This is a genomic window from Sporosarcina ureae, from assembly GCF_029267015.1.
In the GTDB taxonomy this organism is placed as follows: domain Bacteria; phylum Bacillota; class Bacilli; order Bacillales_A; family Planococcaceae; genus Sporosarcina; species Sporosarcina ureae_D.
This window is the reverse complement of sequence record NZ_JARIEA010000060.1, coordinates 79,362-99,278: the sequence shown is the minus strand read 5'-3', so window position 1 is coordinate 99,278 and position 19,917 is coordinate 79,362. Positions and strand designations below refer to the sequence as shown.

The 19,917-nt window shown below is 39.3% G+C and carries 18 protein-coding genes; 9 read left to right on the top strand and 9 right to left on the bottom strand.

Annotated features, from left to right (window positions below):
• Window positions 1-29: 29 nt before the first annotated feature.
• Together Q7P97_RS10190 and Q7P97_RS10185 are read left to right on the top strand one after the other, a co-directional pair.
• A complete protein-coding gene (locus Q7P97_RS10190; protein WP_303969084.1) occupies window positions 30-398 on the top strand; it encodes a DUF3899 domain-containing protein in 369 nt (122 codons plus the stop codon).
• 28 nt (window positions 399-426) lie between these two features.
• Complete coding sequence (locus Q7P97_RS10185) at window positions 427-2,205, top strand: S9 family peptidase (RefSeq protein ID WP_303969083.1); 1,779 nt, start codon at window positions 427-429, stop codon at window positions 2,203-2,205.
• 101 nt (window positions 2,206-2,306) lie between these two features.
• Here Q7P97_RS10185 and Q7P97_RS10180 read toward each other — a convergent pair whose 3' ends face one another.
• From Q7P97_RS10180 to Q7P97_RS10160, 5 genes are read right to left on the bottom strand one after another with little or no spacing between them, the layout of a single operon-like run.
• Entirely contained in the window at window positions 2,307-3,602 is a 1,296-nt protein-coding gene (locus tag Q7P97_RS10180; protein WP_303969082.1) for an amidohydrolase, read from the bottom strand.
• Window positions 3,603-3,644: 42 nt separating this feature from the next.
• The gene (locus Q7P97_RS10175; protein ID WP_303969081.1) at window positions 3,645-5,171 is read right to left on the bottom strand and encodes an AbgT family transporter; all 1,527 of its coding nucleotides are present in this window, start codon (window positions 5,169-5,171) and stop codon (window positions 3,645-3,647) included.
• A 16-nt stretch (window positions 5,172-5,187) separates the two neighbouring features.
• Window positions 5,188-6,630 (bottom strand): M20 family metallopeptidase, encoded by a 1,443-nt coding sequence (locus Q7P97_RS10170; protein WP_303969080.1) that lies wholly within the window; start codon window positions 6,628-6,630, stop codon window positions 5,188-5,190.
• A 33-nt stretch (window positions 6,631-6,663) separates the two neighbouring features.
• Window positions 6,664-7,908, bottom strand: coding sequence for a M20 family metallo-hydrolase (locus Q7P97_RS10165; RefSeq protein ID WP_303969079.1), 1,245 nt, complete (start codon window positions 7,906-7,908; stop codon window positions 6,664-6,666).
• A 2-nt stretch (window positions 7,909-7,910) separates the two neighbouring features.
• A complete protein-coding gene (locus Q7P97_RS10160) occupies window positions 7,911-9,236 on the bottom strand; it encodes a hypothetical protein (RefSeq protein WP_303969078.1) in 1,326 nt (441 codons plus the stop codon).
• Window positions 9,237-9,714: 478 nt separating this feature from the next.
• Here Q7P97_RS10160 and Q7P97_RS10155 point away from each other — a divergent pair, with 478 nt between their 5' ends.
• Both Q7P97_RS10155 and Q7P97_RS10150 read left to right on the top strand, forming a co-directional pair.
• Window positions 9,715-10,281, top strand: a complete 567-nt coding sequence (locus Q7P97_RS10155) for a DUF4256 domain-containing protein (protein ID WP_303969077.1) — start codon at window positions 9,715-9,717, stop codon at window positions 10,279-10,281.
• Between the two features lie 283 nt (window positions 10,282-10,564).
• Window positions 10,565-11,668, top strand: coding sequence for a threonine synthase (locus tag Q7P97_RS10150; protein WP_303969076.1), 1,104 nt, complete (start codon window positions 10,565-10,567; stop codon window positions 11,666-11,668).
• 67 nt (window positions 11,669-11,735) lie between these two features.
• Here Q7P97_RS10150 and Q7P97_RS10145 read toward each other — a convergent pair whose 3' ends face one another.
• Complete coding sequence (locus Q7P97_RS10145; RefSeq protein WP_303969075.1) at window positions 11,736-12,989, bottom strand: dicarboxylate/amino acid:cation symporter; 1,254 nt, start codon at window positions 12,987-12,989, stop codon at window positions 11,736-11,738.
• A gap of 258 nt (window positions 12,990-13,247) precedes the next feature.
• On the opposite strand from Q7P97_RS10145, the gene Q7P97_RS10140 reads away from it, so the two are divergent.
• The 5 genes from Q7P97_RS10140 (at window position 13,248) to Q7P97_RS10120 (ending at window position 16,889) form a co-directional block, all read left to right on the top strand.
• Window positions 13,248-13,850, top strand: a complete 603-nt coding sequence (locus tag Q7P97_RS10140; RefSeq protein ID WP_303969074.1) for a TetR/AcrR family transcriptional regulator — start codon at window positions 13,248-13,250, stop codon at window positions 13,848-13,850.
• Between the two features lie 116 nt (window positions 13,851-13,966).
• Window positions 13,967-14,866, top strand: a complete 900-nt coding sequence (locus Q7P97_RS10135) for a mechanosensitive ion channel family protein (RefSeq protein ID WP_303969073.1) — start codon at window positions 13,967-13,969, stop codon at window positions 14,864-14,866.
• Between the two features lie 137 nt (window positions 14,867-15,003).
• Window positions 15,004-15,555 carry a biotin transporter BioY gene (locus Q7P97_RS10130; RefSeq protein ID WP_303969072.1) on the top strand — a complete coding sequence of 184 codons (552 nt, stop codon included), beginning with the start codon at window positions 15,004-15,006 and terminating at the stop codon, window positions 15,553-15,555.
• 237 nt (window positions 15,556-15,792) lie between these two features.
• Window positions 15,793-16,206: a universal stress protein gene (locus tag Q7P97_RS10125; protein WP_303969071.1), complete on the top strand. Its 414-nt coding sequence runs from the start codon at window positions 15,793-15,795 to the stop codon at window positions 16,204-16,206.
• Window positions 16,207-16,478: 272 nt separating this feature from the next.
• Window positions 16,479-16,889 (top strand): universal stress protein, encoded by a 411-nt coding sequence (locus Q7P97_RS10120; protein WP_303969070.1) that lies wholly within the window; start codon window positions 16,479-16,481, stop codon window positions 16,887-16,889.
• A 192-nt stretch (window positions 16,890-17,081) separates the two neighbouring features.
• On the opposite strand, the gene Q7P97_RS10115 is transcribed toward Q7P97_RS10120, so the two are convergent.
• From Q7P97_RS10115 to Q7P97_RS10105, 3 genes are read right to left on the bottom strand one after another with little or no spacing between them, the layout of a single operon-like run.
• Window positions 17,082-17,867 carry an energy-coupling factor transporter transmembrane component T family protein gene (locus Q7P97_RS10115; RefSeq protein ID WP_303969069.1) on the bottom strand — a complete coding sequence of 262 codons (786 nt, stop codon included), beginning with the start codon at window positions 17,865-17,867 and terminating at the stop codon, window positions 17,082-17,084.
• Window positions 17,845-19,311, bottom strand: coding sequence for an ABC transporter ATP-binding protein (locus Q7P97_RS10110; RefSeq protein WP_303969068.1), 1,467 nt, complete (start codon window positions 19,309-19,311; stop codon window positions 17,845-17,847). Before Q7P97_RS10110 ends, Q7P97_RS10115 begins: the two co-directional genes overlap by 23 nt.
• 21 nt (window positions 19,312-19,332) lie before the next feature.
• Window positions 19,333-19,902 carry an ECF transporter S component gene (locus Q7P97_RS10105; protein WP_255396880.1) on the bottom strand — a complete coding sequence of 190 codons (570 nt, stop codon included), beginning with the start codon at window positions 19,900-19,902 and terminating at the stop codon, window positions 19,333-19,335.
• Window positions 19,903-19,917: the final 15 nt, after the last annotated feature.

The window sequence follows — 19,917 nt, the reverse complement described above, 5'->3', positions numbered from 1 at the left end:
ATGAAAATGCGTATAGGGAGAAATGTGGAATGCTAACTTTACTCATAGCAGGAATAACAATCATTACGTGGATATTAATCGGTATACTGGGATCTTTCTCACTAGTAGAGATGGCTAATATGACTTTTCTTGTAGGGTTAGTCGGTCTGATTGTATATGCAATCGTCATGATCATTGAATCTAACTTCTTAACAATATTTATGAGTGGATTCAAGAAAATTAAGTATATAGCATTTCCGCAATCACGCTCATCTAAAAGGACGGACGACTTATTGAATGAAGATCATGAATTGGCTGAATGGAAAACCTCTATTCAGCAACGATTCAAAAAAACTGCTGCCACTATCGCATTTCCGACTCTGGCTATTTCATTAGTTTGTTTAGCTTTGTATTATTGAGTGTAAAAATTACAGAAGAGGTGCAAATATGGAAGATCATCTTTCGCTTTATCTAAATGTTATCAATGCGTATAATCCAGTTGTCTATCCAGGAAAAAATAAATTTACGTTTATAAGTAAAAAATCTGGAATTCCGCAAGCTTATATTTGGGATGAAAATAACAGTGAAGTAGAATTATTGGGAGACTTTGAAGACCGCATTATGTCTGTTTATCATTCACCAAGTGCCAAGCAGACAATTGTCGGAATGGATTACGAGGGAAATGAAAAGCAACAATTTTATAAGATCGACACGGAAGGCAATGCTGAAGCCATTGTGTTATCGCCAAAGCATTTTAATAACTTTGGTGGTTGGTCTGATGATGAGAAAAGCATAGCTTATTCCAGCAATCGAAGAAGTAGTGGTTTTTTCGATGTATTCGTTCTAGATTTATCCACACGAAAAGAAGAACTAGTTTACGAATTCGATGGAAATTGTACGCCTGTACGCTGGCTAGACAAAGAATATCCGCGTATTGTAGTTTCAATACAAGAGACTAATATCTTTAGTACGTACAAGATACTTAACCTGAAAACACAGGAACTACTAAACGTCGGACCTAGTCAAAATAAGGCTCGGTACCAATCATTGGTCTTTTCAAAAGATCAAAAGACGGGCTATGTATTGTCTGACTTCGAAAAAGACAAATTAGCCATTTATCGTTTTGATACCGAATCTGCAGGGGAGCTAGAGTTACTAGCTAGTGAACTCGAATGGGATATTGCAGAGATTTCATTATCTCCATGCCAAAAATTCATCGTACTTAATATAAATGCAGGCGGCACATCTATTCTTAAGCGTTATGATATTCAAACACAAGAAGTTAAAACTTTACCTGGTATTCCTAGTGGCGTAATTGACTCGCTTTCGTGGACTGAAGATCAGGAACTACTCTTCGCTCTTAAGACTCCTTTGATGCCAGGTGATATTTGGAAATACAATTTGGACGATAAAACCTCTACACGTTTGACTCACTTCGGTGTTTGTGAAGAAATCGAACAGCTTCTCGTAGAGCCTGAAGTATGTCAGTTCAGCTCATTTGATGGACTACAAGTTCCTTACTTTTATTATTCAAACGAACAGCGACCAAAGGCTACAGTAATTTATGTTCATGGTGGACCTGAAAGCCAAATAAAAGCAGAATTCAATCCAGTGATTCAGTACTTGGTATCCAAAGGCTTTGCGGTAGTGGCACCTAATGTACGAGGTAGTCTAGGTTATGGCAGAAAGTATATCCAGTTAGATGACGGCAGAAAACGCATGGATGCTGTAGCGGATCTTGCCAGTCTAGTAGATGATTTAGTAAAAACTAAATCGATTGATCCAGACAAGATTGGGATTATGGGACGAAGCTATGGAGGCTTCATGGTACTCGCCGCATTAACACATTATCCCGAATTATGGGCAGCGGGCGTTGACATCGTTGGTATTTCACACTTCAAAACCTTCTTAGAAAATACAGGACCTTGGAGAAGGAAACTACGGGAGTACGAATATGGAACGCTTGGTACAGATGATGACTTCTTTGAAGAAATCGCACCTTTGAATCACTTAGAACGTATCGAAGCTCCATTGCTAGTGTTCCACGGCAAAAATGATACTAGGGTACCGGTCAGTGAGGCAGAGCAGTTAACGGCTATTATGCGTGAACTGAAGAAGGATGTAGAACTAGTCGTGTTTGAAGATGAAGGACATCAAACAGATAAGCTTTCCAATCATATTACGATGAATACATTAATTGTAGAGTTTTTCAACAAGACATTATAAAGGTTATATAATAGAAGGAAAAAAATCCCCTTACCAGTTTTGATCTCAAAATGGTAAGGGGATTTTAATTATCGTCTAGTCATAAGTCGAACAATGAAATGTTATTTTACTTCGTTGCGATTTGAATGACTTAATTCTATTGCAGTTTCGAATAAAATTTCCACCGCTGGAAGAAGGGTATCTTCATTGATATCGAAACATTCATGATGATGTCCTGCAGCCAAATCTGTACCGAAAATACAGTAAGTTGCTTGGCCGCCATGCTGTTGAACAGATTCCAGGAAGTAAGTTGCATCCTCTGAACCGGCACTATCTTCACTAGTGATCATGACTTTTTCGATAAAGGAATGTTGCTCAGCAATTTTACCCAATCTTTTAGCCAAGTCATCAGAACATTTAGCACTGACGGCTTCTCCAGCAGTCTCGATTGTATAGTCGGTTCCATACATCTGTGCAGCACCTGCAACAATATTCTTTACTTGTTCCTTCATATAGTCATTTACTTCACTAGTCTCTCCGCGCGTCTCGGCAATCATAGTTGCATGGTTTGCTATGACATTTCTTCCTGATCCAGCATGAAGTTCACCGACGTTTATACGTGAATCTCCGCCAGAGTGGCGACAAATAGCGTGCATATTCAATGTTGCGCTTGCCGCAGCTAGTAACGCATTTTTACCTACTTCAGGTTCACTACCAGCGTGTGCAGCTTTACCTGTAAACGTAATATTAAGCTTTGTCGTAGCCAGAAAACCATTATTTGCTGCGACAAAGTGGTGCTGTGGCACGCCTGTTCCAATATGAGAAGCAACGAAGTAATCTACGTCGTCTACTACTCCAGCACGAGCCATTGCCTTTGCTCCACGTGTACCTTCTTCAGCTGGTTGGAAAATCAACTTGATGACACCATTTAACTTGTCCTGATTTCCGGCTAACATAGTAGCCAGTCCAAGACCGATAGAAGTATGCGCATCGTGTCCGCATGCATGCATGGAACCTTCAGCAGTAGAGCGGAAATCCAAACTCATAGGTACATGCTGTTCAGTATCAGATTCAAGAATAGGTAGAGCGTCCATGTCAACACGAAAAGCGACGGTAGGTCCAGGACGCTTCGTATCCATTGTGGCAACGATTCCCGTGAAGCCTTCCTCAAAATGGGGAAGGAAACGTTCCACGGCTCCATTTTCTCTCGCCCACTCTACATGTTGACGGGTCTTTTCTGCAGTAGGTTTCCCCATACATTCGTCTTCTTTCATGACTTCTTTTCCTAATTTTAAGTCGTAGCCTAAGCTTTCTAATATGTTTGCTACGATGGAAGCTGTGCGCATTTCTAGAAAACCTTGTTCAGGAAAGCGATGAAAATCTCTTCTCCAGCTAATGATCTGTTGTTCTAGTTGCATAGTGTTACCTCCTATATAATTGGATCGTATCTAACTTATGAATTACAAGCGTGCATGAATACCAGGTCCAAATGGAATACCAAGATAGAAGAATACCATGATTAATATAATCCATGTTATCAAGAACACAATTGTATATGGAATCATTAGAGACATATATGTTCCGATACTGGCTTTTTTATCATATTTTTGCATGAACGCTAAGATGATAACCATATAGGGGAACAAAGGCGTAACAATGTTTGTTGAAGAATCTGCTACACGGTAAGCGACTTGAGTAAATGCCGGATGGTAGCCGAGTTGCATGAACATCGGGACAAATATCGGTGCCTCGATTGCCCACTTCGCTGAACCTGAAGTGATCAAGAAGTTCATTAGTGATGTGAAAATAATATAACCTACGATGAGCGGCATTCCTGTAAAGTTGACACTCGTCAGGAATTCTGCACCGTTTACTGCAACCCAAGTACCGAGGTTAGACCAGTTGAAGTAAGCTGTAAACTGAGCGATAGCGAAAACAAGTACGATATAACTGGACATGTCTCGAATCGAGTCAGCCATGTATTTACTAACGTCTTTACTTGACTTGATTTTACCAACCGTAATACCGAATGTTACACCAATAATGATGAAGAAGAATAGAATGATCGGAATAATCCCATCTAGGAATGGAGAGGGAATGAGTCCGCCGTCTTCATTAGCTAATGGACTATTAGGAGCTAGAATTGTGCCCACAACAATGGCAATATAGACTAGACCAGCAATCATAGAGTTAATAAATGCTCTTTTAGCATTTGGTAATTCAGTTGTATTCTCTTCCTCTAGCGCGTCTCCAGTATACTTACCAAGACGAGGCTCGATGAATTTAGTAGTCAATAATCCACCTACGATAGTTAAGGCGATAACAGAAGCGATGTTAAAGAACCAGTTATCCACTGGAGTAACAGTGAACGATTCATCTAAAAAGCGTGCTGCTTCTGTTGTAATACCTGCAAGTAAAGCGTCTGTACCTGCAATGAATAAGTTAGCAGTAAATCCTGCACCTGCACCGGCGAAACCTGCAGCCAAACCTGCAAGAGGATGACGTCCGACTTTATAGAAGACAAGTGCTGCCAATGGCGGAATTAAAACGACTGCAGCATCGGAAGCAAGGTTACCCATGATTCCTACGAATACTACTGTGTAAGTTAATAAATAAGGTGGTGATTTTAGGATGGTCTTCCGCACTGCATAATCCAGTAAGCCAACCTTCTCCGCTAAACCGATACCTAGCATCATAACCAATACTAAGCCTAGCGGCGCGAAACCGGTGAAGTTATCAAGCATGGAAGTTAAGATGAACTGTAAACCTTCCCCAGAAATTAAGCTCTTGATAGCCAATACATCACCATTGCCTGGATGCACAACAGAAGCGTTAAATAAACTAAAGATCCATGAAACGATAATCATCACAACTGCTAAACCGACAAATAAAGCGAAGGGATCTGGCAGTTTATTTCCTAAACGTTCAACAATATCTAAAAACCTTTGAAACAAACCTTTTTTTGCTACGCCGTTTTTCTCTTTCATGTTGTCACCTCTTAAATTAGATTCGTTTGCCGCCTAGAGTAGATGGTCTAACATCTTTTGGTATAGGAGCGATATATGGGTTTTTACTTTGGAACTTTGCATGTTCTTCTTTTATTTGCTTAAGCTGCTCTTCTGAAGAGAGGAGCTCGATACCTGTCAATGCCATTGCTGATGCAGCGCGCATCATACCTTTATGGGCAAAGTCCGAGATTCCTTGAGCAGTCATCTGCCATGTATGCAATGCAGTGCCGAGCGTACTAGTTGCTGCAGTTAATTGTGCAGTAGGTACTACCCAGCTCACATCAGCTACGTCTGTAGAACCATAGAATATTTCTTCAGTTTCTTGATAATCCGAAATACCGTCATTTAAGTATTTACCTTCGAATTCACTTCCGTCGCCTATATAGCCGAAACCTCTCATTACATCCAAATAGAATTCCTGTTCATCTGGCGAGAAAGTTTCCCAAATTTCTTTGGCATAGGCTATTTCTTGATCGGAAGACTCTTCGACACCAACTTCTTTTAGGTTCTTATATAAAACTTTTTCCAAACTTCTATTAGGCACATAATTTGAGCAAGCTTTAACGAATTCAATTTCAAGTTGTGTCTCAGTCATCAATGCAGCACCTTCGGCTATTTTACAAATACGTTGATAAATACCTTCTACCTGATTGTTTTTTGGAGCACGAATCAGATACAGAACTTCCGCACGCGGCTGAACTACTGCAGGTGAAAGGCCGCCTGTATCAGTTACTGCATAATGAACGCGGGCATCCTGAATGATATGTTCGCGCAAGTAATTGACACCGACATTCATTAATTCGACAGCATCCAAAGCGCTCCGACCTAAATGTGGAGAGTTTGCTGCATGGGCCGCTACACCTTTAAATTTAAAGGAGATTTGATAATTAGCTAATGTTGGCTTACTCATAATGGAGTTACCTGGCGATGGGTGCCATGTTAGAGCCGCATCCACACCTTCAAATTCCCCATCCCGTACCATAAAGGTTTTTCCGGAACCACCTTCTTCACCAGGACATCCGTAGAAAACGACTGTACCTTCTTGATTATTTTCTTCAAGGTAAGCTTTCGCTGCACATGCAGCGGCAAATGCTCCAGTGCCAAGTAGATTATGACCGCAGCCGTGTCCGAAGTCAGGCGATTCCTTGACTTGTTCTGCTTCAGATTTACCTGGGGTTTGACTTAGACCAGGAAGGGCATCGTATTCACCTAAAAAGGCGATGACGGGTTTTCCTGTACCATATGTAGCTTTGAAAGCAGTAGGTATATTTGCAATATTACGCTTGACCTCAAAACCTTGTTTTTCACATTCTGCTGATAAAAATTCAGCAGATTTAAATTCTTCGAAACGCGTTTCTGGGGTATGGAAAATATGTTCAGACACTTGATTAAAGTAATCTTTATGCTCTTCCATATATTCTTTGATGAATGTATTCATTTGAAGTCCTCCTATTTTGGTCCGTTAGAATTTTTAACAAGATGTTTCCTTTAAGTATTCAGCAATCACTTTCGTGCCTTTCAACAAATCTTCCATATTCGCATGTTCTAAAGGATGATGACTAATCCCGTCACGACAAGGGATGAATATAAGTCCGCAAGGCCATCTTTTGCTCATGTTCATCACATCATGACCAGCACCGCTGTCGAGTGACATCGAAGATAATCCGATCTTTTCGCATATATAAGTGAGAGTTTCTTGTATGCCAGGATCAAGATCAGTAGGTTCATCATCGAAAAGTGTTTTAATAGTGAACGAAACGGGTTTGTTCATTTCGATTTGTTGAACGAAATGATGAATCTTTTCTACAAGACGATGCTTTAAATCAGCTTTGGTGCTTCGGATGTCAATGCCTACTACAACTTCTCCAGGTATCATGCTCATAGAGTTTGGAGTATTTTGTATAGTGCTGACCGTGGCTACTAATGCAACGGTTTGCTCGTTGTTTATTTCAATAGTAGCTTCTTCAATAAAGGTTATAAGTGGAGCAATAGCCACAAGTGCATCTTGGCGTTCATTCATAGGGGTTGTACCCGTATGATTAGTTTTTCCAGTACATGTTATATGAAGTCGCGTAGGCTGAGCGATGGACCGTACTATGCCAATTTCTTTACCAGATTTCTGTAGTTTGGTTGCTTGCTCAATGTGCAATTCAATAAATTGTTCTAGCTGATTATCCTCTAATTGTGCATCCTGAATCCTCTGCCAATCTAGACCACGTTTTGTAAACGCTTTCTCAAGAGTCGTACCATTAACGTCCTCATAGGAAGCGACTTTATCCTTGTCCAATAAGCCGCTAATTGCTTTACTTCCTATGGTTGAAACGCTAAAACGTGCAGACTCTTCACAAGCAAATGCAATAACCGCAATGTTTTTACGTGGTTGGAAGGATTCATCTTTTAGCATCTTTACTGCTGCAAGACTTGCTACTACACCAGCTGCACCGTCGTAACCTCCACCGTTATACACAGTATCTACGTGTGAACCAGTCGCAATCCAACCTGCTTGCTTGTCTACTTCCCACAAGGCCCATTGATTACCTGCTGGATCTTCATAGGTTTTTAATCCAAGACTCTGACTAATTAAACGAAACTGTTCTTGTGATGCTTGTTCTTCTTTTGTATAGCCAAGACGTGAAAAACCTTCTGCTTGGTCCATACTTTTTACAAGGTTTATTTGAAGGAGTTTCTCTTCTATCCAGTTAATATGATCATTCATGCTTACTCCTCCTTTCCGAAGAGTAGTTCCGTATCTTTAAAACGATAGACGTTACTTGGACGTCCTCTTGGGGTAGTTTGTGTTTTATTGTATAGCTCAATAATGTCGACTTGTTGTAAATCCACGAGAATACGACGTGCATTTCGCTTTGTATTATTAAACCACTTTGCCACGTCATCAGCTGTGAACTCTTGTTTATTGTCTCTTCGCGAATTAAGTGCGATACGGAGTACGTCTCGAGCATTGGTTTCTGTTAAATGGAATTTCTCTTGTAGAACAGTACGTATAGCGGCAGTGTTTAGCATACTTCCAAAATCACTTTGTACTTTTTGTGTAATATCATTTTTCGTCTTAACGACCAATAAGGAAGGTTCTGCACCAGTTTTTAATTGATTGAGTCCATACCGTACATGTTGTTCAGCAGCTAAGACAGTTTGTCCATAACCGATAGAAAACCCGATTTCCAACTGATTGTTTAATTTGAAAGATTCAATGGCAGTTAGCAATGAAGCTTCTACTTCTTCATCAATTTCGCCTTTAGTAGTATAGATATAGTAGAGTCCATCTGCCACTTCTACGAATGAACCATTTAACTTTTGTGTGAAAGTTAGTAAGTTTTTCTTAAGATCTAAATCCTGATGCTTCCATTCAAAGAGCGATTGATCGATGACGTTACTTGAATTCAACGCTTGGCATCCAATTACTGCCATTTGTAAGTTTTCAAAGCGCTTAGAATTTGCCTTTTCAATAAGTAACTCAATAGCTAATTTAATAGCTATATAAGAAGGGGTCAGTCTATAGACAGGTATATTTCTTTTTCTTAATCTGTCATAAACATCTTTCATAGCTGTGATCGCCACTTCAGATTTACCTTCTATATATAATTTTTCATGAACGAGAGATAGTTGTTCAGCATTGCCGTTTAAGGAAGATGAAACAGTTTCAAATTGAAGTTTGTCCAAGTCGTAGAAAGATAACGCTTTTTGTACTTCTTCAGCAGTAATATAGTCAATACTTACAGATTGAATAATTCGTTCTTCTTTTTGTTGGATTTCCAATAACTTTCCAAAGAAGCTTGATCCGTGCAAATAAGGGAAACTTGATTGTTCTTCTTGAACTAAATCATTTTCCAATGCGTACATATGGTTCATTATGCCGGAGAATAGCCATTGATCAACGATGGGTCTACCTTGCTCAATTAGAGCCGGTAACTCCGTCACATTTTCATAAATGTAAGGAATACATTGCGTATTTGGAAACTCTTCTGCTACTTTCAGGATCTTCCCAACTGACTCAGACGGCCCGATGACACCTATCGTAACTTGCAATGGACCACCTCCCTTTACTTTTCTTAATAAGAAACTATATAAGGACATATTCCTTTATGTTTCCTTTATGTCGTTTTCTACATTACTATAGAGCGCTTACATTGTCTATGATTTTTTATTGAAAATATTTAATTAAATTAGTTATATTAAAATATTATAATGTGTAAGGGAAATAAGACTTACTTATTTAGCAGAAATAGATTGTATGTTGCATCTAAGTATCTATAAAATGAACCACAATTAATATTTGTGACAATTAACAAGATTCTTAAAGTAAAGCTAATTCCAGCCTAAATTAAATTGGAATATTTTTATTGATGATAAATTTTATGTATGTGAAAAGTTATGATAAATTGATTAGAAGAATTTTAATATATCAGTGAACCTATGGTTGTTTATGCTGACATTAAAATGGTTTAAGTTCTTTCGTATGCTATATACTTTAGCGAAGTGCTTAAATCCTTAGGAGGAATAAAAAATGACAAACGAATCTAATCGCTTAACGATTGAACAACAAGAATATTTACTTCACACGCTACAAACACGCTTTGAAGAAAATAAACATCGCCATGTAGGTATAGAATGGAAGGATGTTCAAGACAAGCTCCTAGCTAACATGCAAAAGTTATGGTCTCTAAATGAGATGGAGAATACTGGTGGGGAACCAGATGTCGTGGTGTTTGATACGACATCAGAAGATTATTGCTTTGTTGATTGTTCTATTGAATCACCTGTCGGACGCAGAAGTCTTTGTTATGATCGTCAGGCGTTGGATTCAAGAAAGAAAAACAAACCAGAGAATTCTGCAGTGGATCTCGCAGCAAACATCGGAATGGAACTTTTAACGGAAGAGCAGTATAGAAAAATTCAGCAATTAGATGAGTTTGATAAGAAGACGTCTAGCTGGGTGCAAACACCTGAAAACATCAGAAAACTAGGAGGAGCATTATTTTGTGATCGACGGTATAATATGGTTTTTGTGTACCATAACGGTGCGGAATCCTATTATGCTGCTAGGGGATTTAGAGGGATGTTAAGAGTTTGAATTGGTATAAGAACATGTCGACTTCACAAACTAGACTAGCCTTGCGCTTTTTATTGAGTGTGAATGATACACTCGGTCATCTAAGAGGTGATCCATTTTGATATATCATTGTATATGAAGAAAGATTGAATATAATCCAATCTTTGCGAGGTTTGTAAGTAGACCTTGCAAAGGTTTTTTATTTCCAAAAACAAAAGATCTTCCGATTAGCAAGAATTGAGCAATAACTTTCAAGTATAATGGTTAGAAATTATTATTCATCTAAATAAAGGAGATAAAAGACATGACAAAATATAGTTGCGTAAATTGTAATAAAGCCTATTTGATTCGAGTGACACGATGGAAGTGTGATTGCGGGGGTCTACTAAACTTATTACCATCCCAATCCAAACAGGAGAACGATCACTGGACAAGCGATAGATCTATATGGCGTTATATTTCATCGATGGTTGGTCGAGAAAATTTAAAAGGTTGGCAGTCTATTACTTTAGGTGAAGGCCAAACCCCTTTACTTAAATTAGATGAAGCAGAGCCAAATACATTTGTAAAAGTAGATTTTATGATGCCTACACTTTCATTTAAAGACCGAGGCGCTGTGGTACTAGTTGCTCTGGCGAAACAATTAGGTGTGAAAAAGATGATTGCAGATAGCAGCGGCAATGCAGGAACTGCCCTTGCTGCTTATAGTGCTAGAGCAGGCATAGACTGTGACGTGTATGTAAGTGCCAATACATCTCCGAGCAAATTGGCACAGATAGAAGCGCATGGTGCGAAAATAAAAGCAATAAAAGGAACTAGAGAAGAAGTAGCGGCTGCAGCCCAGTTAGCAGTCGCAGAAGAGCAAGTTTTTTATGCGAGCCATGTCTACAATCCATACTTTTTTGAAGGTACCAAAACATATGCTTTTGAAGTGTATGAACAATTAGGTAAGGCACCGGATGCTGTACTGATTCCAGTAGGAAATGGAACATTATTATTAGGGGCTTACTATGGTTTTAAAGCATTATTGGACGCAAAGTTAATTGATCATATGCCGAAGATTATTGCTATCCAAGCCGAGAAGTGTGCACCGCTCGTAAAAGCATTTGAGAGACAAGAGCTAATAGCAAAATCGGTCGTGAATGAAGGAACTTTCGCAGAAGGTATTGCGATTGCAGCACCAGCCAGATCAAAACAAATATTAGAAGCAGTACGTGATACAAAAGGTACGTTTATCACAATTGCCGAAGAAGAGATTTTAGCAGCGCGCAAAATGCTTGCTGCCAAAGGATTCTACGTAGAAATAACATCAGCAATTAATTATGCAGGGTACGTAAAGTACGCGACTACTAAAGACGAAGTGATTGTTATACCGTTATGCGGGGCAGGAATCAAGTCGCCAACATAAAAAATCCTGTATGGAAATCTATCGTGCTTGTTAAACACGAAGGTCTCTGTACAGGAAGTGGTTAGAATTATGCTGTTTCTGTAGCTCTGTGAACGTCTTCAATTTCCGGTTCGCCTAAAACACCTTCTGTTTTCGCAACGACAACTGCACAAGCAGCGTCACCCGTAATATTAACAGCCGTTCGCACCATATCAAGTAAGCGATCTACTCCAAGAACAAGCGCAATTCCTTCAACTGGTAAACCGACTGATGTCAGTACCATTGCTAGCATAATCAAACCAGCACCAGGTACAGCGGCTGTTCCAATGCTGGCAAGCACTGCAGTCAACACAACTGTCAACAACTGACCTAAAGATAACTGGATATCATAAGCTTGCGCAATGAAGATAACAGCTGCACCTTGCATGATTGCGGTACCATCCATATTGATAGTGGCTCCAAGTGACTGAGTGAACGAAGATATGGACTCAGGAACTTTTAACTTCTCTTGTGCAGTTTTCATGGAAATAGGTAGTGTCGCCGCAGAACTAGCAGTACTAAACGCTACAACCTGCGCTGGGAAAAAGTTCTTAAAGAACCATATGGGATTTCGCTTGCCAATTAATGCGACAGATCCGCCATAGACAACAATAGTGTGAATGAATAGCGCTCCCAGAACGACTCCCATGTACATTCCCATTACCTTTAGCGCATCAATACCTTGACTCCCTACAGCGGATGCAATTAAACCGAATGCTCCATAAGGCGCGAATTTCATAACAAACGTAATCAGATACATGATAAGTTCATTGACTTGTTCAAATAACTCTTTTACTCTTTCCACTTTAGTACCTAGCATGGCCATACCGAAGCCAACCAATGCTGCAAAGAAGATAATCTGAAGCATATTGCCTTCTGCCATAGCACTAATAGGATTTGTCGGGATAATTCCTAGTAAAGTTTCGGCGACTGGTGGAGCTTCTTGAGCTTCATACACGGCATTGGCTGTTTCGAAGTTTCCTCCTTCGCCAGGCTTTACTAATAATCCAAGAGAAATTGCGATGACAATGGCAATAGCGGTTGTAATTAAGAAATATCCAATGGTCTTTCCACCGATCCTTCCTAATTTTTTTGGATCACCAATACCAACTGTTCCAAGTGCGATGGAAATGAAAACGACAGGAACAACTAGCATCTTCATAAGATTTAAGAAGATTGTACCGAGCGGTTTAAATAAAAATGCATCGACTTTTGAAAAAATATCAGGTGAAAAAATATTCAATACTAACCCTGCGATAACCCCTGCAATAAGTGCAATAACAATATTCCTAGCCAACTTCATAAAAATCCCTCCTTTATATAATGTATTCAATTGATTAAGATGGTATGAAAGCGCTTACTTAATATTATTCGATATCTTTCGCAGTTTGTCAACTTACTAGTTACCGATTTAGCTAACTAATAAATGAGGATAGAAACAGAAAATGAACCTTTGAAATTCGACTAATTATTTCAACAATCTAAATATAATTTGGCTTTTCTATCACTTCACTGTATAATTAGACATATCTATGAATAATTCTTTATATTAAGATAGGAAGTGTTTCAACTGAATAAAAGAGGTCGACAAGTAGGTGCTGATGGCGAAAAAAGTCGGAAACTGCTTTTAGAAATTGCTGCACAGCAATTTGCCCTTCATGGTTTTCATAAGACGAAGATCAGTGAAATTGTGAAGGAAGCAAACGTCACACAGCCCACGTTCTACTTGTATTTTAAAAGTAAAGATGCTGTATTCCAGGAATTAATCCAGGTCTTTAAAGAAAAACTATATAATCATGTAGCTCAGAGTAAACTTCCCGCTGATGTGGCTAAAGAAGGTTTGTTATCTAGGATTGCCTATGGGCTCAGTAGGTTGTTTGAGTTTTTCAAGCAAAATGAAAATGTAGCAAGAATCGGTTTTGTTGTCTCGGAAGAAGCGAAGGATATTAAAGTCCAAATGGCGTTAAAGATAGAAGAGAATCTTATAGAAGAAGCGGAAAACGGATATTTCACTACGGATATAAACATGAACTTAGTCGCAACGACTATGGTTGGTGCTATTGAACATCTGTCTATAACAAAACTTTGGACTGGTGTTCACAGTCCTGAAGAACTCGCTCAGGATTTTACAAGTCTGTTTTTGTGCGGTTTGAAAAATAACTAATGTGTAGAGAAGCATAAACCCATCGATAGGGTTTATGCTTTTTGATTTTCAAAATACTATTAAAATCTGTTGTTAGGTATACTGGATATACGTTGTAACTGAGGAGGTTTTAATCTATGCCTGAATTCTTAACAGAGTACTTAGATGGGTTGACCGAAGGCTTATTGATTACGTTAAGACAACCTGATGCGTACTTAAACAAGATTGCTTTAACTGCTACAATCATGGTGGTAGGTTTATTATTAAATATATTATTCAAACGTTTAATCATAAAAAGTATTAATGAGTACAAAAGGGAAATAACTGCTCGCAGAGTTGCGAGAAATATCATTACAACATTTACTATACTAGCTGTGCTATTTATCTGGATTCAAGCCATCAATGCTCTAATTCTCATGGTATTACTATTTGGAGTTTTTATTGTATTTATGGTAAGGGGGTTGACCACAAATATCATCGGATACTTTGTCATCAAGTATCGTAAATACTTTGAAATTGGTCACCGGATAGAAATCAATAATATTGTCGGCGATGTTATCGATATCAATCCAATCCATATCAAGTTGCTAGAAGTACGACATAATCTTTCATCCGATTCCAATACAGGGCGTATCGTCAAGTTGCCAAATAGCATCGTTTTTAATGAATCCATTGAAATGGTCGGTGTCGATAACGTCTTTGTTTGGCATGAAATTAAGTATGTTCTTGCTTTTGATAGTGATTGGAAAGATGCAGAACGTATTATAACAAGAGCAGGTGACGTGTATTTTTCCAATGTGATTTTACCGTTGACAATAGAAGGGCATAAGCATCTACCTAATAATCAATCTAAACTGAAGCCTGTTTTTGCATTAGATACCAATACAGAGGGAATTGTCTTGATTTTGCGGTATATGGTGGACTACAGACAGGGAACTAGTACGAAGACGGATTTACAACGTGTGATTTTAGCAGAGTTTGAAAAGAATCCAGAAATTAAATTCGCATCAGTGGATATTAGAATTTTCCCTGAGTGACAACTGAATAATGACTGTATTTTAATATGTTCTTTGAGTAAACACCTTTCAAAAATATGTTGACGTAGAGAATGGCGTACGATAAAATTAGAGTCAACAAAATAAAAAAGAGTGTTTACATAAAGGGGAATTTAGACATGTTAGATACGAGAAACAGATTGAAGATGATGATTGTAACAGCATTATTCGCAGCCATTATCGGCATCATGGCGCAATTAACTATTCCGTTACCATTAGTTCCGATTACAGGACAAACACTTGCAGTTGGTTTAGCGGCAACGATTTTAGGTTCACGTTATGGAACGATTTCTGTATTAGTATATTTAGCAATGGGAGCAGTAGGGATGCCGGTATTCTCAGGCATGTCTTCAGGATTAGGTGTGATTTTTGGACCGACTGGCGGATTCCTCATTGGCTTTATTCCAACAGCTTTCATTACGGGTTATTATATGGAACGTACAAGTTTTAAGCTGCCTAACGCAGTTATCGCCAATATTATTGGGATGTTCGTTGCATTGGCATTTGGTACAGTGTGGTTGAAGTTTATAGCCGAGCTATCATGGACTGCTGCTGTTATGGCCGGTTTTGTTCCATTTTTAATTGGTGGATTTATCAAAGCATTTCTTGCAGCGTGGGCTGGAATTATAGTACGGGGTCGATTATTGGCCAATCGTTTGTTACTCGCGTAATGTAATCTTAGATACGAAACGTTAACTCTTATAATGGGAGTTAACGTTTTTGGCGTTTTATACATTCATTATCGTATAAGGGAATTCGGTAGTGGTGCGCATACAACCGTTCAATCTTGTGGTAACCCGATCCTTCTAGTGTAGTTAAATAAGATAAACGACATGAATACTGAATAATTCGAACTCTTGATATATACTAATAGTAGAAAGTATACGAAAGAGTAGGGAGTGGGTAAATTGAAAATTGCCGTAGCTATAGATGGTTCAGATCATTCGATTCGTGCAGCCGAGTATGCGCTAACACTAGTAGAAAATACGCCTGATGCGGAACTGGAAGTGATTTCCGTAACAGATTATAACAAAGTAGAAGAAGAACAACTTCTGCTTCAAAATCTTAAAAGCTTATCCCTTTATCAAGATCGACTAGTTAGACCTGTAGTGGAAATGGCAGAAAAGGCCGGAGTAAAAACAACTGTCAAGCTGTTACGGGGGAAACCGGATGAGGAAATCATTAAACATTTACAAACAGAAGAAGTTGAACAATTAGTGCTTGGTAGCCGTGGAATGAATTTAATGCAGGAAATGGCATTAGGCAGTGTGAGCCGCAGTGTAATGGAGCAAGCAAATTGTCCTGTGACGATCGTAAAGTAAATGGAATCGCCGTAAAGGTCTAGATTACTGGATTCTTATGGCGATTTTTACTTCGGTTACAATTTTCTATTGTATTAGTAGCAGATAGTTGGCTTTTTATAAAGTAGTTGGTAGAATGGTTTTGAATTGTTGGGTACAGATACCTCTTATGTACTGGACTACCTCGTCAGTGAAATGGGTATATAACATGGTAATGGAGTCTTATGCTGGTGAAGGAAGTTGAAGGAAAATCTCAATAAAAAATTTGAAAAGTAGTTTTGGGAGGTTTTATCATGAAGATTGCTGTGGCGGTAGACGGCTCGGAAAATGCATTGCGTGCAACAGATTACGCGTTGATGTTAATGCGACAATTTTCTGAAGCGAAACTTGAATTGATCCATGTTATTGATTATAACAAAGAAGATGAACGGTTATTAAAACAGAGTCCTAACAGCCTTGCTATGTATCAAAAGAAGAAGATACAGTCTGCATTGAAGTTAGTAAAAGATAAAGGAATAGATGCCGAAGTTACGATGTTAAAAGGAAATCCGCAACAGCAAATCATTAAGTATGTAAATACAAATGAAATTGATCATCTCATACTCAGTAGTCGTGGGTTGAATACACTGCAGAAATTAGTTATGGGCAGTACCAGTCAAAAGGTAATCAAGCATGTGAATAGCTCAGTCACCATAATTAAATAAAATATATAAAAAAACTGCTACAGCAAGTCTTTATGCTGTAGCAGTTTTGCGTTCTCGGATTTGCACTTTTCTGTAGGATGTTGATAATCTTTCTTGCTATTTATCTAGTAATCATGTAAATGAAAAGGGAGATGGAATCTGAAGTGGATTTCCATGTTCCTTTTTACTATAATAGCTCCTCCTCAAGAGATGTCAGCCAGAGGTTAACAACCCACTGCTCGATAAAAATAGCGTGATAGCAAAGCCAAGAATCATTACAGCTATAAACACCACATCCATATGCGTATACCGAGTAGGATAAAAATATGTCCTGGCGGCTCCCATTTGATACTGCTTTGCTTCCATTGCTACAGCAATCCGCTGTGCTCGGCGAATGCTTTGTGCAAACAAGGGGACTGTGTAACTTTGCAATCGCTCATATAGCCCTTTGCTCCCCCTTGAAAATTGGACGTTTCGCACCTTTAACGCGTTTCGGCGTATTTGCAGTTCTTCAGTAACAGCCGGTATTAAACGAAACGCCGCAATAAAGCTGTACGCGTATTTGGATGGCATGCGGAACTGTTGCATCATCGCATAGAAGAACAGTATTGGTTGGATCGTCAAGATAAACGTAAAGCCGACGAGACCGAATGATAGGGATTTACTTCCGAGCAAAAGTGCATGTTGAATACTTTCCTCAGATATCTTGAAAATCCCAAATTGCCAAAGAACGGACTCCCCTTTGCCGAACAGCAACATCGTCAATCCAGTAGATAGAAATGATATGACTAACGGAATTGACAGCACTGCTAATTTCTTTAGTGAATAGCCACTGAATACATAAAACAACAGCCCATACAATATTGTTTGCCAAAGGGCGAAGTGTAAGTTTTGATTTATGAGTGTGATGATCATGAATGTGAAAAACACTACGAATTTTAGCGCAGGGTTGACGCGAAACAACCAGGTTTGCCGTTCAGGTGTGAACCAATTCAGCATATGGCGCACCTCCAGCAAACGTAGTTGTTTGTAATACGCCATCCACTACTGTCCAGACTGCAGTAGAGAAATTTTCTACGATTTCCTCATCATGCGTCACCATTAGAATCGTCATCCCTTCAGTGCGCAATTGCTCTAACTTCTCAAGAATGGCAAAAGTATTTCGTGCATCTTGCCCGAAAGTAGGTTCATCAAGTAGCAATATATTTGTATCTGGAGTAAGAGCAGTCGCTACACTTAAACGTCGCTTTTGACCCGTAGATAGTTGATAGGGATGACGTGAAACAGAATCAGGCAAGTTGAATAATTGTATCATTTCTTTAGCATAACGATCTGCCTCTGTTTTTGGCATACCGTGCAACGAAACGGTCAACTCTTCCATAATTGAATTGGTCACGAATTGCAGTTCAGGATTTTGGAAAACGAGCGATAGTCCTTTAGGAAGTTGTCGCTTCTTCTTTTTCCACACAATCGGTACACCGTTAACTTCATAGACACCGTCAGTGCGAAGTAGTTGCATGAGAGATAGAAGCAATGTGCTTTTACCAGAGCCATTTTCTCCAACAATCGAAATCCAGTCACCAGCCTGTACGGTCGCCTGTTTGACAGAAATCTTCTCCGCTTGACCGCGATAGCCGTGAAAGTCTTGAATCTGAATTTTCTCTTGGCATGCAACTGCTTGACGGTTTTTCATCATCGATTGAAATGTTTCGGACGTTTTATATTCTTCCCAAACCCCCGGATACCAAATGCCATAGCGCTTCAGTTCTTCTTGATTGTTTGTAAAGATCGTGTCTGGAGGACCATCCGCTATAATGACTCCGTGATCATTAAATAGCACCACTCGATCTACCCAATCAGCAATCAAATCAATTTTATGCTCGACAATGAGTACGGTTTTATCTGTAGTTGCTGTTTTGATGGCAGACCAAATTTGCTGCGTGCCTTCTGGGTCAAGTAGAGCAGAAGGTTCGTCTAGAAATAATACGTCGGGTTTAAGTAATAACACTGTAGCCAAAGCTAGCCGTTGTTTCATACCTTGAGACATTTCATTGATGGGTGTATGGACGTCTTCTAAATTCAGGTCTACGCGTTTTAACACTTCCTCTATAAGAGGGGCCATCTCTTCACGCGGTACTTGAAGGTTTTCCAAAACAAATGCAAGTTCTTCATCGACATAGGTCATGCAAAACTGCGTTTCGGGATCTTGAAAAACGAATCCCCATGAGTCAGGCAGTTGGATGTCTTTTGTTTTTATTGGTAATTCGATGGAATGCGGGATAATTCCGCTCAGTACTTGCAGTAAAGTAGATTTACCACAGCCGCTTGGTCCAAGCATGAGCACTTTTTCACCAGGTTGAACGGAAAAAGAAAGATCTTTAAAAACCAGTGAATTCTCTCCGGGAAACTTCAGTCGTAAATCGGTAACACTGATGTTAGGCATAGTTGAATCATTCCTCCGCATTTACTGATCGAGCAAAGTATATTCTTTCTTATCAACAGGGCGGATTAAAGATGTCACGCCGGTTGCTTCAATTGCTTTAACAATTAGTACAGCAAAAATACCTGTGAAAATGAATGCGCTAATTGCACGTAACCCGTATTTCACTATAAGTGCCCATGTTTCAAGTGCCGCATAGCCGTAAACCAAATCGAGTCCGAAACTTGCGAGGCAAGAAGCAATACCAGCCATTCCGGCGACTACTATCGTGTAGCGCTTGTATCGGAATGCGGCGAATAGTAATTCTGCAGCAAGACCTTGCATGAACCCGTACATCAATACTTCAATCCCATGTCCTGCGAATGCAGACAAGGAAGCGCCTGCAATGCTTGCGATCAATGCAGTACCGGGCTTACGTAATAGTAAAAAGGCGAACGGTCCCACCATGAACCACATGCCGTAAATCAATTGACGTGCAACGGGGAGAATCGGTTTGACGACGGTATATAAATCGTCCCAAAACTTCATCAATACCCCAAATACTACCCCGATCATGATCGTGATCAAAATATCGGTAAACTTTAATTTCTTCAAACTCTTCCACTCCTT